This window comes from Xenorhabdus siamensis (assembly GCF_037996745.1).
Taxonomy (GTDB): Bacteria; Pseudomonadota; Gammaproteobacteria; order Enterobacterales; family Enterobacteriaceae; genus Xenorhabdus; species Xenorhabdus indica.
This window is the reverse complement of record NZ_JBBMXE010000019.1, coordinates 49,111-70,599: the sequence shown is the minus strand read 5'-3', so window position 1 is coordinate 70,599 and position 21,489 is coordinate 49,111. Positions and strand designations below refer to the sequence as shown.

The 21,489-nt window shown below is 41.6% G+C and carries 14 protein-coding genes and 1 riboswitch; of the genes, 10 read left to right on the top strand and 4 right to left on the bottom strand.

Translation table 11 applies throughout. The features are described from left to right. The first annotated feature begins 1 nt into the window (after window position 1). Both ppx and mgtE read left to right on the top strand, forming a co-directional pair. Window positions 2-1,606 (top strand): exopolyphosphatase, encoded by a 1,605-nt coding sequence (gene ppx, locus AAC852_RS18100; protein WP_340622184.1) that lies wholly within the window; start codon window positions 2-4, stop codon window positions 1,604-1,606. 49 nt (window positions 1,607-1,655) lie between these two features. Continuing rightward, window positions 1,656-3,119 carry a magnesium transporter gene (gene mgtE, locus AAC852_RS18095; protein ID WP_340622183.1) on the top strand — a complete coding sequence of 488 codons (1,464 nt, stop codon included), beginning with the start codon at window positions 1,656-1,658 and terminating at the stop codon, window positions 3,117-3,119. A gap of 72 nt (window positions 3,120-3,191) precedes the next feature. On the opposite strand, the gene AAC852_RS18090 is transcribed toward mgtE, so the two are convergent. Next, window positions 3,192-3,671 carry an Hcp family type VI secretion system effector gene (locus AAC852_RS18090; protein ID WP_340622182.1) on the bottom strand — a complete coding sequence of 160 codons (480 nt, stop codon included), beginning with the start codon at window positions 3,669-3,671 and terminating at the stop codon, window positions 3,192-3,194. 737 nt (window positions 3,672-4,408) lie between these two features. Here AAC852_RS18090 and AAC852_RS18085 point away from each other — a divergent pair. From AAC852_RS18085 to fbaB, 8 genes are all read left to right on the top strand, one after another. Further along, complete coding sequence (locus AAC852_RS18085) at window positions 4,409-5,644, top strand: MdtA/MuxA family multidrug efflux RND transporter periplasmic adaptor subunit (protein ID WP_340622181.1); 1,236 nt, start codon at window positions 4,409-4,411, stop codon at window positions 5,642-5,644. Beyond that, window positions 5,644-8,826, top strand: coding sequence for an MdtB/MuxB family multidrug efflux RND transporter permease subunit (locus AAC852_RS18080; RefSeq protein ID WP_340622180.1), 3,183 nt, complete (start codon window positions 5,644-5,646; stop codon window positions 8,824-8,826). The genes AAC852_RS18085 and AAC852_RS18080 overlap by 1 nt, the downstream gene beginning before the upstream one ends. Then, on the top strand, window positions 8,823-11,918 hold the full coding sequence (gene mdtC / locus AAC852_RS18075; protein WP_340622179.1) for a multidrug efflux RND transporter permease subunit MdtC: 3,096 nt from the start codon (window positions 8,823-8,825) through the stop codon (window positions 11,916-11,918). The genes AAC852_RS18080 and mdtC overlap by 4 nt, the downstream gene beginning before the upstream one ends. A gap of 8 nt (window positions 11,919-11,926) precedes the next feature. Then, a complete protein-coding gene (gene baeS, locus AAC852_RS18070; RefSeq protein ID WP_340622178.1) occupies window positions 11,927-13,327 on the top strand; it encodes an envelope stress sensor histidine kinase BaeS in 1,401 nt (466 codons plus the stop codon). A gap of 11 nt (window positions 13,328-13,338) precedes the next feature. Further along, a complete protein-coding gene (gene baeR, locus AAC852_RS18065; RefSeq protein WP_340622177.1) occupies window positions 13,339-14,037 on the top strand; it encodes an envelope stress response regulator BaeR in 699 nt (232 codons plus the stop codon). An 82-nt stretch (window positions 14,038-14,119) separates the two neighbouring features. Then, window positions 14,120-14,464, top strand: a complete 345-nt coding sequence (locus tag AAC852_RS18060; RefSeq protein ID WP_340622176.1) for a YegP family protein — start codon at window positions 14,120-14,122, stop codon at window positions 14,462-14,464. A 187-nt stretch (window positions 14,465-14,651) separates the two neighbouring features. After that, on the top strand, window positions 14,652-16,043 hold the full coding sequence (gene trhP, locus AAC852_RS18055) for a prephenate-dependent tRNA uridine(34) hydroxylase TrhP (protein ID WP_340622175.1): 1,392 nt from the start codon (window positions 14,652-14,654) through the stop codon (window positions 16,041-16,043). A 609-nt stretch (window positions 16,044-16,652) separates the two neighbouring features. Next, complete coding sequence (fbaB, locus tag AAC852_RS18050) at window positions 16,653-17,702, top strand: class I fructose-bisphosphate aldolase (RefSeq protein WP_340622174.1); 1,050 nt, start codon at window positions 16,653-16,655, stop codon at window positions 17,700-17,702. A gap of 135 nt (window positions 17,703-17,837) precedes the next feature. On the opposite strand, the gene thiD is transcribed toward fbaB, so the two are convergent. From thiD to AAC852_RS18035, 3 genes are all read right to left on the bottom strand, one after another. Next, the gene (gene thiD / locus AAC852_RS18045) at window positions 17,838-18,638 is read right to left on the bottom strand and encodes a bifunctional hydroxymethylpyrimidine kinase/phosphomethylpyrimidine kinase (protein WP_340622202.1); all 801 of its coding nucleotides are present in this window, start codon (window positions 18,636-18,638) and stop codon (window positions 17,838-17,840) included. Between the two features lie 40 nt (window positions 18,639-18,678). Next, window positions 18,679-18,771, bottom strand: a riboswitch (TPP riboswitch). 134 nt (window positions 18,772-18,905) lie between these two features. Continuing rightward, entirely contained in the window at window positions 18,906-19,115 is a 210-nt protein-coding gene (cspE, locus tag AAC852_RS18040) for a transcription antiterminator/RNA stability regulator CspE (protein WP_038269841.1), read from the bottom strand. A gap of 781 nt (window positions 19,116-19,896) precedes the next feature. Further along, window positions 19,897-21,258, bottom strand: a complete 1,362-nt coding sequence (locus AAC852_RS18035) for an amino acid permease (RefSeq protein ID WP_340622173.1) — start codon at window positions 21,256-21,258, stop codon at window positions 19,897-19,899. Between the last annotated feature and the right edge of the window lie 231 nt (window positions 21,259-21,489).

Genomic DNA, 21,489 nt, shown 5'->3' with positions numbered 1-21,489 from the left:
TATGCCGTTGAAACACGATAAACCAACGCCTAAGCCGCTAGAAATTGCAACCATTGACCTTGGCTCTAACAGTTTTCATATGGTCATCGCCCGTATTGTAAATGGGGCATTACAAGTTATTGGGCGCCTAAAAAAACGGGTTTACCTTGCTGATGGACTCAATGATAAAAATGAGTTAAGTGAAGAATCTATCAGTCGCGGTCTTGACTGCCTGTCGCTATTCGCTGAGCGGTTGCAGGGTTTCTCTGCGGAAAACGTCTGCCTTGTAGGTACTCACAGTCTACGGGAAGCAACCAATGCGGAAGAATTTCTGCAACGAGCCAAAGAGGTTATTCCTTATCCCATTGAAATTATTTCCGGTCATGAAGAAGCCCGTTTGATCTTCATGGGAGTAGAACATACTCAACCTGAAAAGGGCCGTAAGCTGGTAATTGATATTGGTGGTGGCTCCACCGAGTTGGTTATTGGTGAAGATTTCGAACCTCTATTAATTGAAAGCCGCCGTATGGGGTGTGTGAGTTTTTCCCGACAGTTTTTTCCTGGTGGTGTAGTAAATGAGCATAATTTCCACAAAGCAAGGCTTCAGGCAGAACAAAAACTAGAAAATCTCATCTGGCCATTTCGCACAAAAGGCTGGGATTTTGCTTTAGGAGCATCAGGGACTATCAAAGCAGTCCATGAATCACTGGTCGAATTTGGTGAAAAAGATGGTTTGATTACACCAGATCGCCTCCATATGCTGGTGAAACAAGTACTAAAATACAAAAACTTCAACTCTCTGGATTTACCCGGTTTACCTGAAGATCGCAAACAAACTTTTGTTCCGGGTCTGGCTATTCTATGCGGTATATTTGACGCCCTGCATATTCAAGAATTACGTTTGTCCGACGGAGCATTACGTGAAGGTGTTCTTTACGAAATGGAAGATCGCTTCCGCCATCAGGATATTCGTCAAAGAACAGCCAAAAGTCTGGCTGATCACTATAATATTGATAGGGAACAAGCCAGCCGTGTCTGGAACACAGCCAAAACACTTTATGACCAATGGGCGGCACAAAATCCAAAACGAGTACAACCACAATTGGAAGCCATTCTGCTCTGGGCAGCGATGCTCCATGAAGTTGGCTTAAGCATCAATCTGAGTGGCTTACAGCGGCATTCTGCCTATATTCTGCAACACACGGACTTACCCGGTTTTAATCAAGAACAGCAATTATTGTTGGCAACATTGGTTCGCTATCACCGCAAAGCAGTTAAAATTCATGAACATCCCCGTTTCTATCTGTTCAAGAAAAAGCAATACCTTCCGATGCTCCAGATATTGAGATTAGCAACCTTGCTGAATAATCAACGCCAATCCACGACGACACCTGAATCTTTAAGGTTGGAAACGGATCATGGTCACTGGACACTTTATCTTCCCAAAAACTATCTAATTCAGAATGTACTGATGCAGTTAGACTTAGAGAAAGAACAGGTTTACTGGAGTGATGTGACAGGTTGGCACTTACATATCCAAGAGGAATCACCAATTGCGGCGTTGGAACATCATCAGCAAAAACAGCAAAATATGATGGAACAAAATAGTAATCCTAAGACAAAATAGCACCATATCCCCCTAGACCGGGTAGTTTTGCACAAATTAAAGGTAGACTATGTTACAACCAGCCTTTAAACCTGATAATGGGAATGTCACCAGCCAACATTCCCAAAAGCTGGCGCTCATTCGCCAGAACCTGTTTTCGCTGCTCATTGACGATAAGCTGTTCGTTGATTCGTTATTGGGGCAAGCTGATGCACATGCAAAAATTAGCGATGACCAATTATTAGGGAAGATTGAAGAAGTCAAATCCCTGCTGACCAATCTGCATGCAGCAGATATTGCCGATATTCTGGAAGCATTACCTTATGATGAACGCCTTGCTTTATGGCGGCTCATTGATAATAACCAGCGTGGTGAGGTATTGGTGGAAGCCTCTATTCCAGTCTGGGATAACTTAATCAAAGACATGTCTGATCTGGAACTGCTCAGAGCAATTGGAACACTGCACGTCGATGAACAAGCTTATATTGCTGAACACCTTCCCCGGGATACAACACGCCGTTTACTGACCTATCTGGAGCCTAGCCAGCGTAACCGCATCCGGGAAGTATTGCAGTACCATAAGGACAGTATCGGCCAGATGATGGATTTCGAATTTGTGACAGTACGAGGTAACGTCACACTCGGTACTGTTCAGCGTTTCCTACGTTCCCGCGGCTCTATTCCAGAAACAACGGATAAAATCTTTGTCATTGATCGTAAAAATCGCCTTCAGGGAGAACTTCTACTTACGACTTTGCTAACCAATGCACCGGATAAACTTGTAGCTGAGGTGATGAACATAGACACCGTTACTTTTCTGCCTGAACAAAAAGGCGAAGATGCTGCCAGTGCGTTCGAACGTTATGACCTGATTTCTGCTGCGGTAGTGGATTGTAACGGGCGTTTGATGGGGCGTCTGACTGTCGAAGATATCGTCGATACTTTAAGCGAAGAAACGGATACCAATATCCGACGTATGGGGGGGTTGAGCCGTGAAGAAGATGTCTTCGCACCGGTTGGGCAGGCAGTAAAAACCCGCTGGGCTTGGCTTGCTATTAATTTGTGCACAGCATTTGTCGCTTCACGTGTTATCGGCCTGTTTGAACATACTATTTCCCAACTCGTGGCTCTTGCCACTTTAATGCCTATTGTGGCAGGCATCGGGGGCAATACCGGTAATCAGACTATCACCATGATCGTACGGGCATTGGCTCTCCACCAGATCCAAACAGGGAGTTTCCCTTATCTTTTATTGAGGGAACTGGGTGTTGCTCTGATAAATGGTGTTATTTGGGGAGGTATTATGGGTATTGTCACTTATGTGCTCTATGGTGACCTTGCAATGGGTGGCGTAATGACAATGGCAATGATACTAAACCTGCTGATGGCTGCATTGATGGGGGTCTTGATACCTTTTATTATGATGAAATTAGGCAGAGATCCTGCGATTGGTTCCAGTGTTATGATTACTGCAATTACTGATACTGGCGGTTTCTTTATTTTTTTGGGATTAGCAACGCTGTTTTTGGTTTAATGAGTTCACTGACATTTAAGAAACTCTGTATTCAAGAAACGCCGATTATTTAATCGGCGTTTTTGCAAATTATCAATACACTCTTTCGTCCCAGACACTATATCCAGATGTTCCTGCCATATGATGACGACAGATAATATCTTTATATTTAATAGAGACAATTTCTTCCGGTTGTGATTCCGCATGGTTAATACTATGCGGATAGTTTGGTGACAATTCAATGATTGTCGCATCACGACACTCAATTGAATAATAGAGCTCTTGAGATCCTAATTGCGAAGTGCGATAAAAATCAAATTTCAGATTCAAATTTTCATTATTTGAAATTGCCATCATTAATAACGGCGATGATTTATCTTGTGGCTTTACAAACACAATTGGACTATGGTTAACATTTTGTTCTCTATGAATAGAATGATGCAGATTCAACACAAAGATTTCATCTTCATGTCCAGTCTGATATTTATTTCCGATGGACTCAAGCGAAGAACAACCTTGTGAAATCAACCCTTGTTTGTCTCCTTGCAAGGTTAAATAAATCATATTAGCCATAATAACTTCCTGTTTTGATTAAGTTTGAAAGTACTATTAATCGCGTCTAACATATTTTGAAAAGCTACTGTTTTCCAAAAAAATGTGATTAAAGTCACTAGGCAATAACGTTTACAGCCAAACCCTATTTATTGCTATTAACTTTAACCATTCATTTTACCTGCGATTATGGAATATTATATCAACGAAAAACAAGACAAGATACGCACTTTACTCAATAATTGACTAAGGATTTCTTTAATATCTATAACTTATAGTACTATTTCACTGACCAATATCTTAAATACATTGGGTTCAGTTTCTATTTTCATTATCTCCTTCTATCACCTCTGATAAGATATCGTATTTATTGACTATTTTCTGCATGTCATATTTGTATTTATCATTTGGTCTTTTCTGTGACATTTTTGCTTTTATACAATATTTTTCAATACCATCCCCCATTTCCTTTTTGCGATCGTCGGGTTAATGACTGTCCCATTTACCAGCTAAATGCTAACAAGTCTCCCTGATGAAAGCAGGTTACGTTAAACCCTTTAGCGCTTCTCACGGAAACTTAAACATTCAGCTTTTACACTCAGCTAACAATAGTATTTATTTCATTGACATAATTTCCACATTTTCTCCATGATTGGCTATTTCTCTCCAAGTACACTAATTAAATATATATTTACACTGATTTAGCATAAGATGCGTGTGACTGATTATCGGCACAATAAGAAGAGAATATCGAATATATGAGCAATAAATGTCGTACCTACTTTTTTTGGTTTGCTGTGTTAGCCGTTATCATCGCGGTTGCTTTTTTTACATGGAACTATTTTAAAAAATCAGCCACATCGGAAGAAAAATCAGCACAAGTGTCAGAATTGCAGAAAAATTCGCACCTTATCCCAACCCAACCCGTTCAGGTGGCTACCGTTAAAATGGTGTCTGTCCCCCATTATCTGGGAGGTTTAGGAACAGTTCAGGCCGCTGATACCGTAAATGTTACCAGCCTTGTGAATGGGCAATTAATTGCCCTGCATTTTAATGAAGGCCAACATGTCAAAAAAGGCGATTTACTGGCGGAAATTGATCCCCGTCCTTTTCAGGTCAGGCTAGCAAAAGCACAAGGGCAATATGTCAAAGATCAAGCGATACTGGCTGATGCTAAACAGAATTTGGCTCGCTACCAGCAATTGGCAAAAAGCAAATTAATTACTCAACAAGAGTTGGATAAGCAGTTTTCCTTAGTACGCCAGTATCAAGCCGCCCTAAAAACTGCTCAGGCAGATATTGATGAACAAAAACTGCAATTAACCTATAGCCGCATTATTGCCCCTATTTCAGGTCGTGTCGGTCTGAAACGGATAGATGTTGGTAATTATGTCTCTTCCGGAGGAGAAAATCCGATTGTCGTCATCACACGTGTCAACCCTATTGATGTGGTGTTTTCCCTGCCTGAAAACGATCTCAGCACTATACTGAAGGCACAAAAGAGCAATACAGAACTCGCTGTTATCGCCTGGGATCGCAATAACCGATTACAACTGGCACAAGGCAAATTGCTCAGTATTGACAACCAGATTGATGTTGCTACTGGCACCATCAAAATGAAAGCACAATTCAATAATCAAGATAACGCTTTGTTTCCAAATCAGTTTGTCAATATTCAGATCAAAGTGAATACGCTCAACAACGCCATTGTGATCCCAAATGCCGCATTACAGATGAGTAATGAAGGTTATTTTGTCTGGATGGTGGATAAAGAGAATAAGGTCAGTAAACATAAGGTGACTATCGGGATGCAAAACGCCGAATTAGTTGTTATCAACAACAACTTATCCGTCGGTGACCGGGTTGTGACAGATGGTACTGATCAATTGACAGAAGGTGCTACTGTCGAGATTGTTAAGCCCCTGAAACCAGAGTCAGATAACAGCAATAGCGATAAATCTGACCAGTCAAACAGCAAAGTGGAGAATACTTAATGCATCCTGGTTCTCCAATAACAGGGGGCGGCCCGTCCCGCTTGTTTATTTTGCGTCCAGTAGCGACTACACTGTTTATGATTGCAATATTGCTTTCTGGTATTATCGGCTACCGAATGTTACCCGTTTCTGCATTGCCACAAGTAGATTATCCTACTATTCAAGTTATCACGCTCTATCCCGGTGCCAACCCTGACGTCATGACTTCTGCTATAACTGCACCATTAGAACGCAGATTCGGGAAAATATCCGGTTTGAAGCAGATGGCATCGCAAAGCTCCGGGGGCGCTTCTGTTATTACACTGGTATTCCAGCTCTCCTTGCCATTGGATATAGCAGAGCAGGATGTACAGGCTGCCATTAATTCAACCATTAATTTATTACCCGATGACCTGCCCTATCCGCCAATTTACAGTAAGGTCAATCCGGCTGATCCGCCTATCTTAACCCTGGCCGTAACCTCTGATTCCCTGCCAATGACAGAGGTTCAGGATATGGTGGAAACTCGCGTTGCTCAACGCATTTCTCAAATCGGTGGTGTAGGTTTGGTCACGCTGGCTGGAGGACAGCGCCCTGCTGTGCGTGTGAAGTTAAATGCACAGGCTATCGCTGCACAAGGGTTAGATAGTCGTACTATCAGCAATGCAATTGTAAGTGCGAATGTAAATTCACCAAAAGGCAGTTTTGATGGCCCGACCCGTTCGATCACTTTGTCTGCCAATGATCAAATGAAGTCCATTGACGAATACCGCAATTTAATTGTGGCCTATAAAAATGGGGCTCCGATTCGCCTGCGCGAGGTTGCAACAATTGAACGAGGTGCAGAGAATACCAAACTGGGCGCATGGGCAAATGAAAAACCCGCTATTGTTATCAATGTCCAACGTCAGCCAGGTGCTAATGTTATTGAAACTGCTGATCATATTCGTTCCATGCTACCAGAGTTGATCAGCAACCTGCCTAAGTCAGTGAATGTAGATGTTCTGACTGACCGAACTGCTACGATCCGCTCTTCAGTCAAGGATGTGCAATTTGAGTTGTTACTGGCAATTGCATTGGTTGTGATGGTGATTTACCTGTTTTTACGCAATACAATTGCCACCCTGATCCCAAGCATTTCAGTGCCACTTTCCCTGATCGGCACATTTGTGGTGATGTACTTTTGTGGTTTTTCCGTCAATAACCTCACCTTGATGGCATTAACCATCGCAACAGGCTTTGTAGTCGATGATGCCATTGTGGTTATCGAAAATATTTCCCGCCATATTGAGCGAGGAGAAAAACCGCTGACTGCCGCATTAAAGGGAGCCGGTGAAATCGGTTTTACCATTATTTCACTGACTTTTTCTTTGATTGCCGTTCTGATCCCTCTGTTATTTATGGGAGATATTGTCGGTCGTTTATTCCGGGAGTTTGCAATTACATTGGCGGTAGCGATTTTAATTTCAGCCGTAGTTTCACTGACACTGACACCAATGATGTGCGCAAAAATGTTGAAAGCAGAAACGGATGTTAAACATAATCGCTTTGAACAAGCCTGTGAACGTTTCTTTGAGTGGATAATTGCGATATATGGCACATGGCTGAAACGTGTCCTGAATCATCCCTGGATAACACTCGGTGTTACACTCAGTACTCTGGCTTTAACTGTTCTGCTCTATATCATGATCCCAAAAGGATTTTTCCCATTGCAGGATAATGGATTAATTCAGGGAACACTGGAAGCCCCACAATCCATCTCTTTCAGCGCTATGGCAGACAAACAGCGTCAGGTAACTTCATTGTTACTAAAGGATCCGGCTGTGAAGAATATAACTACGTTTATTGGCGTTGATGGTAGTAACCCAACATTGAACAATGGGCGTTTGCAAATTACGCTTAAGCCTTTTGATCAGCGTGACGATAGAATTGAAGAAATTATTCCCCGCCTGCAAGCTCAAGTGGCCAAAGTACCCGATGTAACCTTGTATCTACAACCGACTCAAGATCTGACAATTGATACTCAGGTTTCCCGTACCCAATATCAATTTACTTTACAGGCTACTTCTCTTAATGAACTTAATGTCTGGGTTCCAAAATTACAGGAAGCACTAAAAAAACGTCCTGAATTGGTTGATATCAGTAATGATTGGCAAAACAGGGGATTAGTTGCTTATATTGATGTGAATCGCGATATGGCCAGTCGGCTAGGTATTTCCATGGCTGATATTGATAACACACTGTATAGCGCTTTTGGTCAAAGGTTAATTTCGACCATTTACACACAGGCGAATCAATACCGCGTCGTGCTGGAGCAGGATACAACGCATTCACCCGGTCTTGATGCACTCAATGATGTCCGTCTTATTAGCGCTGATGGCAAGACAGTGCCCCTAACCGCTATCGCTACAGTGAAACAACAATTGGGTTATTTATCCATCAATCATCTGCAACAGTTTCCTGCCACCACTTTTTCATTCAATATTGCACCCAACACTTCTCTGGAAGCAGCAGTTAATGCAGTGAAGGAAACAGAACACGCAATTAATATACCAAACGATATCAACACACAGTTTCAGGGAGCAACACTGGCATTCCAGAATGCACTGAGTAATACCTTATTGCTGATACTGGCTGCTGTCGTTGCGATGTACATTGTGCTTGGCATACTGTATGAAAGCTTTATTCATCCGGTAACTATCCTGTCAACCCTCCCCACTGCTGGCGTCGGAGCATTATTGGCTTTAATGCTAGGTGGCTATGAACTGGATGTTATTGCCATCATTGGGATTATTTTGCTGATTGGTATTGTGAAGAAGAACGCTATCATGATGATCGATTTTGCTTTAGTAGCAGAACGGGAAAACGGAATGTCACCCTATGATGCCATTTTTCAAGCCTGCCTCTTACGTTTCAGGCCAATATTAATGACAACGATGGCTGCACTATTGGGGGCACTGCCATTAATGCTCAGCAACGGAATTGGCGCTGAACTGCGCCGTCCTTTGGGAGTTAGTATGGTAGGCGGGTTGATTATGAGCCAGATCCTGACCTTATTTACAACACCTGTTATTTACCTGCTATTTGATCGGCTAGGGCACTATTACAAGAGTAAATACAAGTATAAGAGTGATTCTAAGCAACGAAACGACGATCAAGTAAAATTAGCTCATTCTTCTACTGACCATCAGGAGCCGCTGTGAAATTTTTCGCCTTATTTATCCAGCGGCCTGTCGCAACCACACTATTAAGCGTAGCCATTACGCTATTTGGTGCTGTTAGCTTTACCCTGTTGCCAATATCACCATTACCGCAGGTTGATTTTCCGGTGATTACAGTTTCTGCTTCAATGCCCGGAGCATCACCGGAAACGATGGCTTCTTCCGTCACCACTCCATTAGAACGTTCACTCGGCAGAATTGCTGGTATTAAAGAGATGAGTTCCAGCAGTTCATTAGGTTCCAGTGATATTTTTCTGGAATTTGAGCTGAACCGGGATATTAATGGGGCAGCACGGGATGTACAGGCAGCTATAAATGCAGCAGAAAGCCTGTTACCTTCGGGGATGCCAAGCCGCCCAACCTACCATAAGGCAAATCTTGCTTCTGCCCCGATCATGATTCTGACTTTGACATCAGATAGCTATGCTGAAGGGCAATTGTATGATATCGCTTCAACACATCTTGCCCAAAAAATCTCACAAATAGAAGGTGTTAGCCAAGTTAGCGTTGCGGGTAGTTCACTACCCGCAATACGGGTCGAACTGAATCCCAATGCCCTATTCAATCAGGGAGTATCTCTTGATAATATTCGCGAAGCTATCAACAAGGCGAATGTCAGACGCTCAACAGGACACGTTGATACAGATAAACAAAGCTGGCAAATACAAACTAACGATGAAATCAAGCAAGCGGACAATTATGCTTCCATTATTGTGCACTATCGTAATGGCTCACCCGTTCGTTTGAAAGATGTCGCAACGGTCAAAGATTCCGTCGAAGATACCTGGGCAGCGGGAATGTCCGGCAATGGCCCCGCCATTGCGCTGATTATCCGGCGAGAATCAAGTGCAAATATCATTGAAACCATCGAGAAAATTCGAGCTGAACTCCCGGCCCTGCGAGCATCAATACCCGCTAATATTCAGCTAAATGTTGTACAGGATCGCTCTCCCCCTATTCGGGCGTCCCTGCATGAAGTGGAACGGGCACTTGCCGTCGCTGTTGCACTGGTGATCCTGGTTGTTTTCCTATTCCTGCGTTCAGGACGTGCCACTCTTATCCCGGCAATTGCAGTTCCGGTATCATTAATTGGTACGTTTACGGCTATGTACTTATGTGGTTTCAGCCTGAATAACCTCTCATTGATGGCACTGACCATTGCTACGGGTTTCGTTGTCGATGATGCCATTGTGGTACTGGAAAATATTTCCCGCCATCTGGAAGCCGGGTTGAAACCAGCACAAGCCGCTCTTAAAGGAGTAAGAGAAGTTGGTTTTACTGTTCTTGCTATGAGTCTTTCACTCGTTGCTGTCTTTATACCCCTTGTACTGATAGATGAGTTACTTGGCAGACTATTCCTTGATTTTGCCGTTACGCTCGCAACCGCAATAGGTATTTCACTGTTGGTTTCCCTGACGTTAACGCCGATGATGTGCGCTCATTTATTGAAATCTTCACCGGAAAAATCACTAAAGAAAACCCGCGGTTTCGGCAAAGTTTTACTGAGACTCCAGCAATACTACGGACGCTCATTAAAATGGATACTTAACCATACTCGTTGGGTTTTATTGACACTGATTGGGATTATTGCGCTGAATGTCTGGCTTTATATCAGTATTCCGAAAACTTTTTTCCCCAGACAGGATACAGGCCGATTAATAGGCTTCGTTGTTGCTGATCAAAGTATTTCATTTCAGGCCATGCGTAAAAAAATGGAATATTTCATAGGGGTTATCAATGCAGACCCAACTGTTGAAAATATTACAGGATTTACAGGTGGAAGCAGCATCAATGTCGGTTTTATATTTATGGGCTTAAAACCATTGAGTGAACGAACAGAGAATATCGAACAAGTCATGACCCGTTTAAGGAAAAAATTATCCCACGAGCCGGGTGCAGAACTTTACTTGATACCTATTCAGGATCTCAGCTCTGGCGGAGGCGGAGGTAATGCCAGATCCATTTATCAATTTACTTTGCTGTCAGATGATTTTTCTGAACTTCGCAAATGGACACCTATTATCCAAAAAGCCCTGAAGAAAGTACCGCAATTAACAGGAGTAAATTCGGACGATGACAGTAAAGGTTCCGAACTCACAATCACCTATGATCGTGATCTGATGGCTCGCCTCGGCATTAGTGTCGCCCAAGCCAATAGCTTGCTCGGTAACGCTTTTGGACAACAACCGATTTCAACCATTTATCAACCACTGAACCAATACAAAGTAGTGATGGAAGTCGCACCTGAATATAATCAGGATGCCAGCTCATTAGAGAAAATTTTTGTTATCAATAAAGAAGGAAAACGTATCCCACTCTCTTATTTTGCAAGCTGGCGACCAACCAATGCACCATTAGATGTTTATCACCAAGGGCTTTCAGCCGCTTCTATGATCTCCTTCGATATCGCAGAAGGTTATACGATGTCTGATGCAACCAGAGCAATAGAACGCACAATGACAGAACTCGGTGTTCCATCAACAGTACGTCTTTCTTTTACTGGTACAGTGCAAAAATTTGAAGAAAGTCAGCGTTCTCAGTTACTGGTGATCCTTGCGGCAATTATTACTGTTTATCTGGTACTGGGCGTACTTTATGAAAGCTATATTCATCCTCTGACAATTCTTTCCACCCTGCCTTCTGCGGGAGTTGGAGCCTTGCTGGCATTGGAGCTCTTCAATACTCCTTTTAGTCTGATCGCCATGATTGGGATTATGCTGCTAATTGGTATTGTGAAGAAAAATGCCATTATTATGGTGGATTTTGCTCTTGAAGCTCAGCGAAATGGTCAGTTAAGTGCCCAAGAAGCAATATTTCAGGCCAGTTTGTTAAGATTCCGGCCGATCATGATGACTACACTTTCAGCCTTGTTCGGAGCTCTGCCTTTGGTACTGAGTAACGGCGATGGTGCTGAATTACGCCATCCTCTGGGAATGACTATTGTTGGTGGTCTGGTAATGAGCCAGCTTCTTACGTTATATACTACACCTGTGGTCTATCTATTTTTTGACCAGCTACGTGAAAAATGGCGCCAACACAGAGCAGCAAAATTTCAGAGAATAAAGCCATCGTGAAATTCAAGATGAAAACAGGGATCAGCAGAAAATTGTTTCTGGCAATTTTTGCTACCTGTATGCTGGTACTAGTAACAATGCACTGGGGGATTCGCCTCAGTTTCCAACATGGATTCATTGGTTATATCAAACAAAATAGCCAAATGCGTGCCAACATGCTGGCAGAAGCATTGACAGAACAGTACCAGCAATACGGTAATTGGGATTTCCTGACCAAAAATGATCGCGTTATTTTTCAGATTATCCGTGATATTGAGCAGGGCAGTAACAACCATCAGGAGTCCTCCCCCCACGACTGGCGTACTCAGTTCTGGGTTGTTGATCGCCACATGAATCGTTTAGTGGGCCATGCGGATAATATGTCTGAAGAAACCTATCGCAAGCCTGTGATTTATCAAAATGAAGTTGTTGGTTGGGTAATTGTCAGTGCTTCTGACAAAATTACCCGTCAAGCCGATATCAGTTTCGCCAGCCAGCAACAAATGACTAGCTGGATTATCGCCGGCTTTTCCACTCTGTTAGCCTTGATAGCAACTTTTTTCTTATCCCGTGGATTTCTGAAACCGGTTAAACGGCTGGTAGAAGGAACACATAAACTGGCTTCCGGTGATTTTAGTATTCGTGTAGCAGTATCCAGCAAAGATGAGATTGGTCAACTGGCATCAGATTTTAATCTTCTGGCTTGTACATTAGAAAAAAATGAACAGATGCGTCAGGATCACATGGCAGATATCTCCCACGAATTACGTACTCCACTCTCTATTTTGCGTGGTGAGCTGGAAGCTCTGCAAGATGGTGTCCGACAACCGACACAAGCAACTATCCACTCCTTACTGACCGAAGTTACTATCCTGACAAAACTAGTGGATGACTTGCATTTGTTGTCCCTATCAGATCCGGGTTCTCTGGCTTACCGGAAGGAACTGATAAATATCGATGAACTGCTGAAAATAGCTGTGGCTGCTTACCAGGGGCGTTTTGCCGATAAACAGATTGCTCTGGAACTACATTTACCAGAAAACATCCTATTGTTTGCCGATCCCAAGCGATTAACACAGTTATTTCAGAATTTACTGGAAAATAGCTTACGTTATACCGCTGATTACGGAAAAGTGGTTATTTGCGGACATATAGAGCAGCAAAAATGGGTACTAAACTGGCAGGATAGCGCTCCCGGCTTGACTACTGAGCAATGCCAACGTATTTTTGAACGGTTCTATCGCTGCGAATCTTCCCGCAACCGTGCCAGCGGTGGTTCGGGTTTGGGTCTGGCGATCTGTTATAATATCATTGAAGCACACAATGGTCTTATTCAAGCAGAAATATCACCTTTAGGCGGCCTTAAAATTCACGTAGAATTACCTTTGACCCAATTTTCTGAACATAAGACGCTGAATATAAGACACTGAATATAAGAATAATGAGTCCACAATATACCGTTCTGATCGTGGAAGATGAGCCCAAACTGGGACAGTTACTTGTCGATTATCTGCAAACTGCAAATTATCAAACACAATGGTTGGTACGTGGTGATGAAGTGATTACTCATGTCCAGCAACACCAACCCGATATTATCCTGCTCGATCTTATGCTGCCTGGGCTTGATGGTTTGTCAGTCTGTAGGGAAATCCGCAAATTTTCTGATATTCCCATTATTATGATGACAGCCAAAACAGAGGAGATTGACCGCCTGTTAGGGCTGGAAATTGGTGCAGATGATTATGTTTGTAAGCCTTATAGCCCACGAGAAATAGTTGCCAGAGTGAAAACGATTTTACGCCGCTGTTATCGACCACAAGATATCATTAGCGAGCAAGGGACTCTGACAATTGATGAAAATCATTTTCAAGCTCGCTATCTTGAACGGGTTTTGGATCTGACACCGGTTGAATTCCGGCTACTTAAGATAATATCCAGCCAGCCTGGGCGGGTCTTTTCCCGTGATCAGCTACTGAATAATCTCTACAACGATCATCGTATTGTTAATGATCGCACTATCGACAGCCATATCAAAAACTTACGTAGAAAATTAGAACAATTAGATGAGGATAAATCTTTTATTCGCTCGATTTATGGCTTGGGATACCGCTGGGAAGCCGAAATTTGCCGTCTGATGTGACCCTAATTTTTGTTAAAAAATTCACCTGAATAAATTTCAAGCTAAACTTAAGCTGATAATTACCCAATCAGGAGAATTTCTTATGGCTACTGGGCATTATGATCTTAAGAAAACAAAGAACGGGCAATTTTATTTCAATCTGGTAGCAGCAAACGGTGACATTATTCTCAGCAGTGAAATGTACACCACCAAAGCGGCTGCTAATAAAGGGATCTACTCGGTACAAGTCAACTCCCCGGACAAAACTCGTCATGAAGTAAGAAAGAATAAATCTGGCAAAAGTTATTTTGTCTTAAAGGCAAGAAATCATCAGGTTATTGGTATCAGTGAATATTATGGCAATGAAACCGCGATGAAGAAAGGCATCCAGTCTGTCATGAAGATCGGAGCAACAGATAAAGTTCGGGATTTGACCAAACGTAATTAATTAACTGCGCCGTATTAGCGGCGCATTTCTGGCTCTTTTTCCATTTTTATTTCCCTCTCTTTTCCACAATAAATTTGTGTCATCAGCGGAATAAGCGCTAAAATCCTTCTCCTTTAACCTTACCCTTAGTAATGATAAACAGATAGGGTAAGGTCTGATTTGAACTCAGACTGAGAACGTTAATAATATGTTTACTCCAGAACTACTTTCTCCCGCCGGCTCCTTGAAAAACATGCGCTATGCCTTTGCCTATGGCGCGGATGCCATTTATGCCGGTCAGCCCCGTTACAGCCTTCGTGTTCGTAACAACGAATTCAATCATGAAACACTGGCTCAAGGAATTAAAGAAGCGCATGCTTTGGGCAAACGTTTTTATGTCGTAGTTAATATCGCACCGCATAATGCAAAACTAAAAACCTTTATTCGCGACTTAAAACCTGTGATTGAGATGGGACCCGATGCATTGATTATGTCCGATCCCGGCTTAATTATGATGGTACGTGAAACCTTTCCTGAGATGGATATCCACCTTTCCGTACAAGCGAATGCCGTTAACTGGGCAACAGTTAAGTTCTGGAAACAAATGGGATTAACACGAGTCATTCTCTCCCGTGAGCTTTCACTGGAAGAAATTGCCGAAATCCGTCAACAGGTCCCTGAAATGGAGCTTGAAGTTTTTGTTCATGGCGCACTCTGTATGGCCTATTCTGGACGTTGCCTGTTATCAGGCTATATCAACAAACGTGACCCTAATCAGGGCACCTGCACCAACGCCTGTCGCTGGGAATATAATGTGCAGGAAGGAAAAGAAGATGACGTCGGAAATATTGTCCATACTCATGAACCTATTCCGGTCAAAAATATTCCGGTTAAAAATGTGGAGCCAACGCTGGGAGAAGGTGACCCGACAGACAAAGTATTTATGATCGAAGAAGCCAAGCGTCCCGGTGAGTATATGAGTGCATTTGAAGATGAACATGGCACCTATATTATGAATTCTAAGGACTTACGCGCAATTGAGCATGTAGAACGACTGACTAAAATGGGCGTTCATTCATTGAAAATAGAAGGCCGCACAAAATCTTTCTACTATTGTGCCCGCACTGCTCAGGTATATCGCCGTGCCATTGATGATGCAGTGGCTGGCAAACCTTTCGATCCTACATTGATGAGCACACTGGAAGGTTTGGCACATCGAGGTTATACAGAAGGCTTTTTGCGCCGTCATACTCACGATGCTTACCAGACTTATGAATATGGTTATTCAGTATCAGATACACAGCAATTTGTTGGAGAATTTACCGGCAACCGGGTCAATGGCCTGGCAGAGGTGGCAGTAAAAAACAAATTCCTCGTTGGTGACAGCCTTGAGGTGATGACCCCTGCGGGCAATATCAACTTTATGCTGACATCAATGACAAACAAAAAAGGCCAGTCCATCGAAGTCGCGCCAGGGGATGGTCACATCGTTTACCTGCCTGTTCCGGTAGAAATTGAACTGAATTTTGCTCTGTTGATCCGCAATCTCAAAGGAAGTAATACCAGAGCACCGCATGTAAAAATGGATCCTTTACAATAATCTGGCATGGCTTTTAAAGAAATAGTTCTATTTTTTTAGAAACAGATCACATCAATACTATTTTATTTCTCGTACTATCAGTTCTGAAAAATGAAGAACTAAAAAAGTTTCATTGTAAGACTAGGAACCACCTCCTTGGCTAGCTCAATCTCCCTTGGGCTAGCCTTTTTCTTTTACAGGAAATGGATTAGATTCAAACAATTAACCACAATATCAAACATCAGGTAATCATTGATTAAATTAATAATTATTAGATTTCTTTTGCCAAAAATTGACGTATATTTAATAACAAAATTAATTGTAAATAAAAAAATTATCTCAGATAAATATTATTCAAATTTATGAAGAAATTTTTAGAGAAATTTATTCTCCATTAGCCGATCAAAAAACGCTTTTAAATATTTATTCACAACAAATTGCACCAACATTATTTCATTGCACATATCTGCATAACGGATATGGAATAGTGAAATTTTAATAAACATAGCATTAACTATAAAAAATAACTTCGACTGAAGCGATCCACTACAGCTTCCCTCTCTGCTTATCTTGTACTCAGTACAAATATAAACAACAATCAGTAGCGCCTTTTGCAAACTGGAGTTAAACATGACTGATATAGTGAAGTTGTTAGGAAAAGACGCAGAAAGTTTATTGCAACATCAATGCAATACCATTTCACGTGAAAATCTTTACCTCCCAGGCACAGATTTTGTCGATCGTGTAATGATTGAAAATAATCGGCCAAACTCTGTATTGCGTTCAATGCAAACTTTGTTTAATCACGGGCGTCTGGCTGGAACTGGCTATCTTTCAATTTTGCCGGTTGATCAAGGTGTTGAACACTCGGCAAGTGCTTCTTTTGCAACCAACCCACTCTATTTTGATCCTAAAAATATTGTTGAATTAGCAATCGAAGCAGGATGTAACTGTGTTGCCTCAACTTATGGTGTTCTGGCATCCGTCTCTCGCCGTTATGCCCATAAGATTCCGTTTCTAGTGAAACTCAATCACAACGAGACATTGACCTATCCAGCTCAATATGACCAAACCTTGTATGCCAGCGTTGAGCAAGCATTTAATATAGGGGCAGTTGCAGTTGGTGCTACGATTTATTACGGCTCTCCCGAATCACGCCGCCAGATAGCGGAAATTTCTGCCGCTTTCGAACGAGCGCATGAATTAGGTATGGTAACTGTGTTGTGGGCTTATTTACGCAATTCAGCTTTCAAAAAAGATGGCGTTGATTACCATACAAGTGCCGATTTAACTGGTCAGGCAAACCATCTAGCAGCGACTATCGGCGCAGATATTGTTAAGCAAAAAATGGCAGAAACCAATGGCGGATATACCGCAATCAGTTTCGGACACACAGATAAACGTGTCTATACTGATCTAACAACAGATCACCCTATCGACTTGGTTCGCTATCAACTCGCCAACTGCTATATGGGACGTGCAGGTTTGATCAATTCTGGCGGAGCTTCCGGGGTGAATGATCTGAGTGATTCTGTCCGTACCGCAGTCATCAACAAACGTGCCGGAGGTATGGGACTGATCCTAGGACGCAAAGCATTTAAGAAATCAATGAAAGAAGGCGTTTCATTGATCCATTCTGTTCAGGATGTGTATCTTGACAAAAGCGTCACCATCGCCTGATAGAATTTGCTTAATTTACTGTATTAAAAATGGGGATTTCATATCCCCATTTTTAATCGCAATACCACGATATTGTTGTGATAATTCCTACTACTATTTATTACCACATTTTATTACCAATTATTACCACATTTCCTACCACCATTGATGAAAATGATGTACAGGCCCTATGCCTTTCCCGACATCCAGCGTACCTGCCTGCATTAAAGCATTCTGCAAATAGGCCTTTGCCACGGGTATTGTACTCTGCCAATCGGCATAACGCGGCCGCAGCGCTGCAAGAGCAGCCGACAAAGTGCAACCCGTTCCATGTGTATGGCGTGTCTTAACTCTGGGAGCCGTAAAACGCCACTCTCCTTCAGACGTAAACAGCCAATCCGGGCTTTCTTTATTGTCCAAATGCCCTCCTTTCAATAAAACAGCCTGGCATCCCATCGATAACAATTCGCGTCCTTGTTGCAACATTTCATCTTCTGTTTTAGCAAGAGAGCATTTCAATAACGTTGCAGCTTCGGGCAAATTTGGTGTAATCAAAGAAACAATGGGCAATAATAATTCCATCATAGCTTTTACCGCTTCCTGCGATAGTAAAGGATCACCGCTTTTAGCCAGCATAACGGTATCTAACACGATATAAGGAACCGGATAACGGTGGAAAGCTTCTGAAACAACATGAACATTGGCAGAATTAGACAACATACCGATCTTAACACTATCTATTCTGACATCTGAAAGTACAGATTCAAGTTGGGCAGAAATAAAATTAGGTTCAATATTATAAACTGTCTGCACTCCTGTTGTATTTTGCGCAACGAGAGCTGTTATTACAGTTGTTCCATATACGCCAAGTGCAGAAAATGTTTTTAGATCAGCTTGAATGCCGGCACCACCGCTAGGATCGGTTCCTGCAATGGTCAATGAATTAATTCTCATGATGGTAGTTCCTACCACCAGCCCAAGAAAAGCGGGTATCAAACCAGAGATACCAAGACTTCCCTACGCTGGCATTATCCAGATCAGGTAATACGGGTACTTCTCAGTTCATTTAAGAACGCCCCGAGCCAAAGTAAAAATCACTCTATTAGTATCCCAATAGAGTGATATTTGCAATATGTTATCGTTAATTAATGGAAAAGATTAACGATAGATATATTCAGCCAGCCACCAATATACCAGCTAAAATAAATTTGTTACTACTTCTTACTATAAAGTCGTGACATTTGCAGCGGCTGGACCTTTAGGACCATCCTGAATTTCAAACTCAACTTGTTGGCCTTCGGACAATGTTTTAAATCCATCTTTCATAATTGCAGAAAAATGTACAAATACATCTTTGCTGCCATCAGCTGGAGTAATAAAACCAAAACCTTTAGACTCGTTGAACCACTTCACAGTACCAGTGATTTTTGCCATTTCAAAAATTTCCTTTGAATCACTTTATTCGCCGATTGGCATAAAAAGAAACAAACCAGTATTCGTTGCTGCTATTCATTAACAGAAACAGTACTTCGTTTACCCAGATGTTTTATCACATACTCTTTATATAATCGCAAGCCATTTTTTTCAGGTGCACGAGCTAACGCACATATTTTAAATTCTTAATATCTATTCTGATTTAATATTGCTCGAAAGCATTTATATTACATAACTATATGAATTGAAGGAGAAATAAAACATTAACTTAATGAAATCATTTTTACTTATTTAATATATAATTCTGTTTTCTACACCTATTAAGAGGTACTCTAGAGAGTTATAATTTCCAAAATAAATTGAAGAAGCAATAAAACGATAGCTAATTTTATGTTAATGTTTGAAAGTAAAATATGATTACTCCAAATTTGGCTAGTTTACGTTTTGTTTAGCCTTTATTAAATATTGTTCAATTAAAATACTCATACTGCAACTTTTAAACTCTGCTATTCTCACAATATGTCAGATGATTACATAATGTTTATAACACCGGAGTGACTGGACTTTAAATAACAAATCGTTCAGATATCAATCTACAAGTAAATATCATCATAAGATAACATTCATTTTATATGCAATTTTTCAGGGATGTTTTTTTAAACAATTTTCTTTTTCTGAAATAACACTTTACCATAACGCTCTAATAAAATTGATTTCATTATAAAATTCAGCCGAGCATAATACCCGGCTGGAAAAGTGTACGTATTTTCAGCAAGACAATTTATGTCTTAACCTTATTTGATTTGGAAGATAAATAACCTACCCATAATATCCCGATCCAAAACGGCATCAGAATAACTGATATACGTATATCAGGCATCATCAGAATAATAACAAGAATAAAAGCCAAGAAAATCAAACAGAGAAAATTACCAAATGGATACCAAAACGCCTGGAATTTTGTCTTAACACCTTCTGCATTTTTTGCAGTGCGAAATTTCAAATGTGATATACAGATCATAATCCAGTTAATCACCAGCGTTGTAACTACCAATGCCATCAAAAGCTCAAATGCTTTACCAGGCATAATATAATTAATCAATACGCCTATTGATGTAGCCAACGCCGACAATCCAATTGACAAAACGGGAACACTCCGTTTGTTCACTTTCGTCAAAATACTTGGTGCATTACCTTGTTTCGCCAGTCCATACAACATCCGGCTATTACAATAAACGCCACTGTTATAAACAGACAACGCCGCAGTCAATACAACAATATTTAGGACATTTGCGACCCAAAAACTATTCAGGTTATGAAAAATCATAACAAATGGACTGCCTCCCTCCACAACATCCTTCCACGGATAGAGAGAAAGTAAAATAAACAACGAACCGATATAAAACAGCAGAATACGATAAACAACCTGATTGGTTGCCTTTGGTATATTAACTTCGGGATTTTCAGCCTCTGCCGCAGTGACCCCAACAGTTTCCAAGCCACCAAATGAAAACATGATAACAGCCATTGCCATAATCAGGCCGACAACGCCATTTGGCATAAAACCGCCTTGCTGCCATAAGTTAGTTACACTGGCCTGTGGCCCTCCCGTGCCAGAAATAAGCAGATAAGAACCAAAAAGGATCATTCCGATGATAGCTGCAACTTTGATAATAGAGAACCAGAACTCAGCTTCCCCATATAACCTGACATTAATCAAGTTTACAGCATTAATCAGCACAAAGAATATCGCCGCAGAAACCCATGTTGGAATTTCAGGCCACCAATATTGAATATACATACCAACAGCGGTGAGTTCCGCCATCCCGACAAGTATAAACATTGCCCAGTAATTCCAACCGGATAGAAAACCGGCAAAATTGCCCCAATATTTATATGCAAAGTGGCTAAACGAACCCGCTACTGGCTCTTCAACAACCATTTCACCCAATTGACGCATTATCAAAAATGCAATAAACCCGCTAATGGCATACCCAAGAAGAACCGAAGGCCCGGCCATTTTTATCGTTTGAGCTATGCCCAAAAATAACCCTGTTCCTACTGAGCCACCGAGAGCAATAAGCTGGATATGCCTGTTCTTTAAACCACGCTTAAGCGTAGGTTGTTCTGTTTGTCCTGTCATCTAGTCCTCTTTATGATGCTTGGAACCGGTTTAAACTATTTTATTTGTCGTTGTGGACCTGAACAGGCCGAAGAAATCTTATATTTCCTCTATCATTGTGTAATCTGTGTGTGATCTGTCGTAGCCAAACTACCCTGGTGTGGTCGCTACCAAGACAGATTCTGATTTTAATCCAATACTTAGTTTACTAATTCAAATCAAGTGAATATTAAAGCATCATTCACGAAGAAT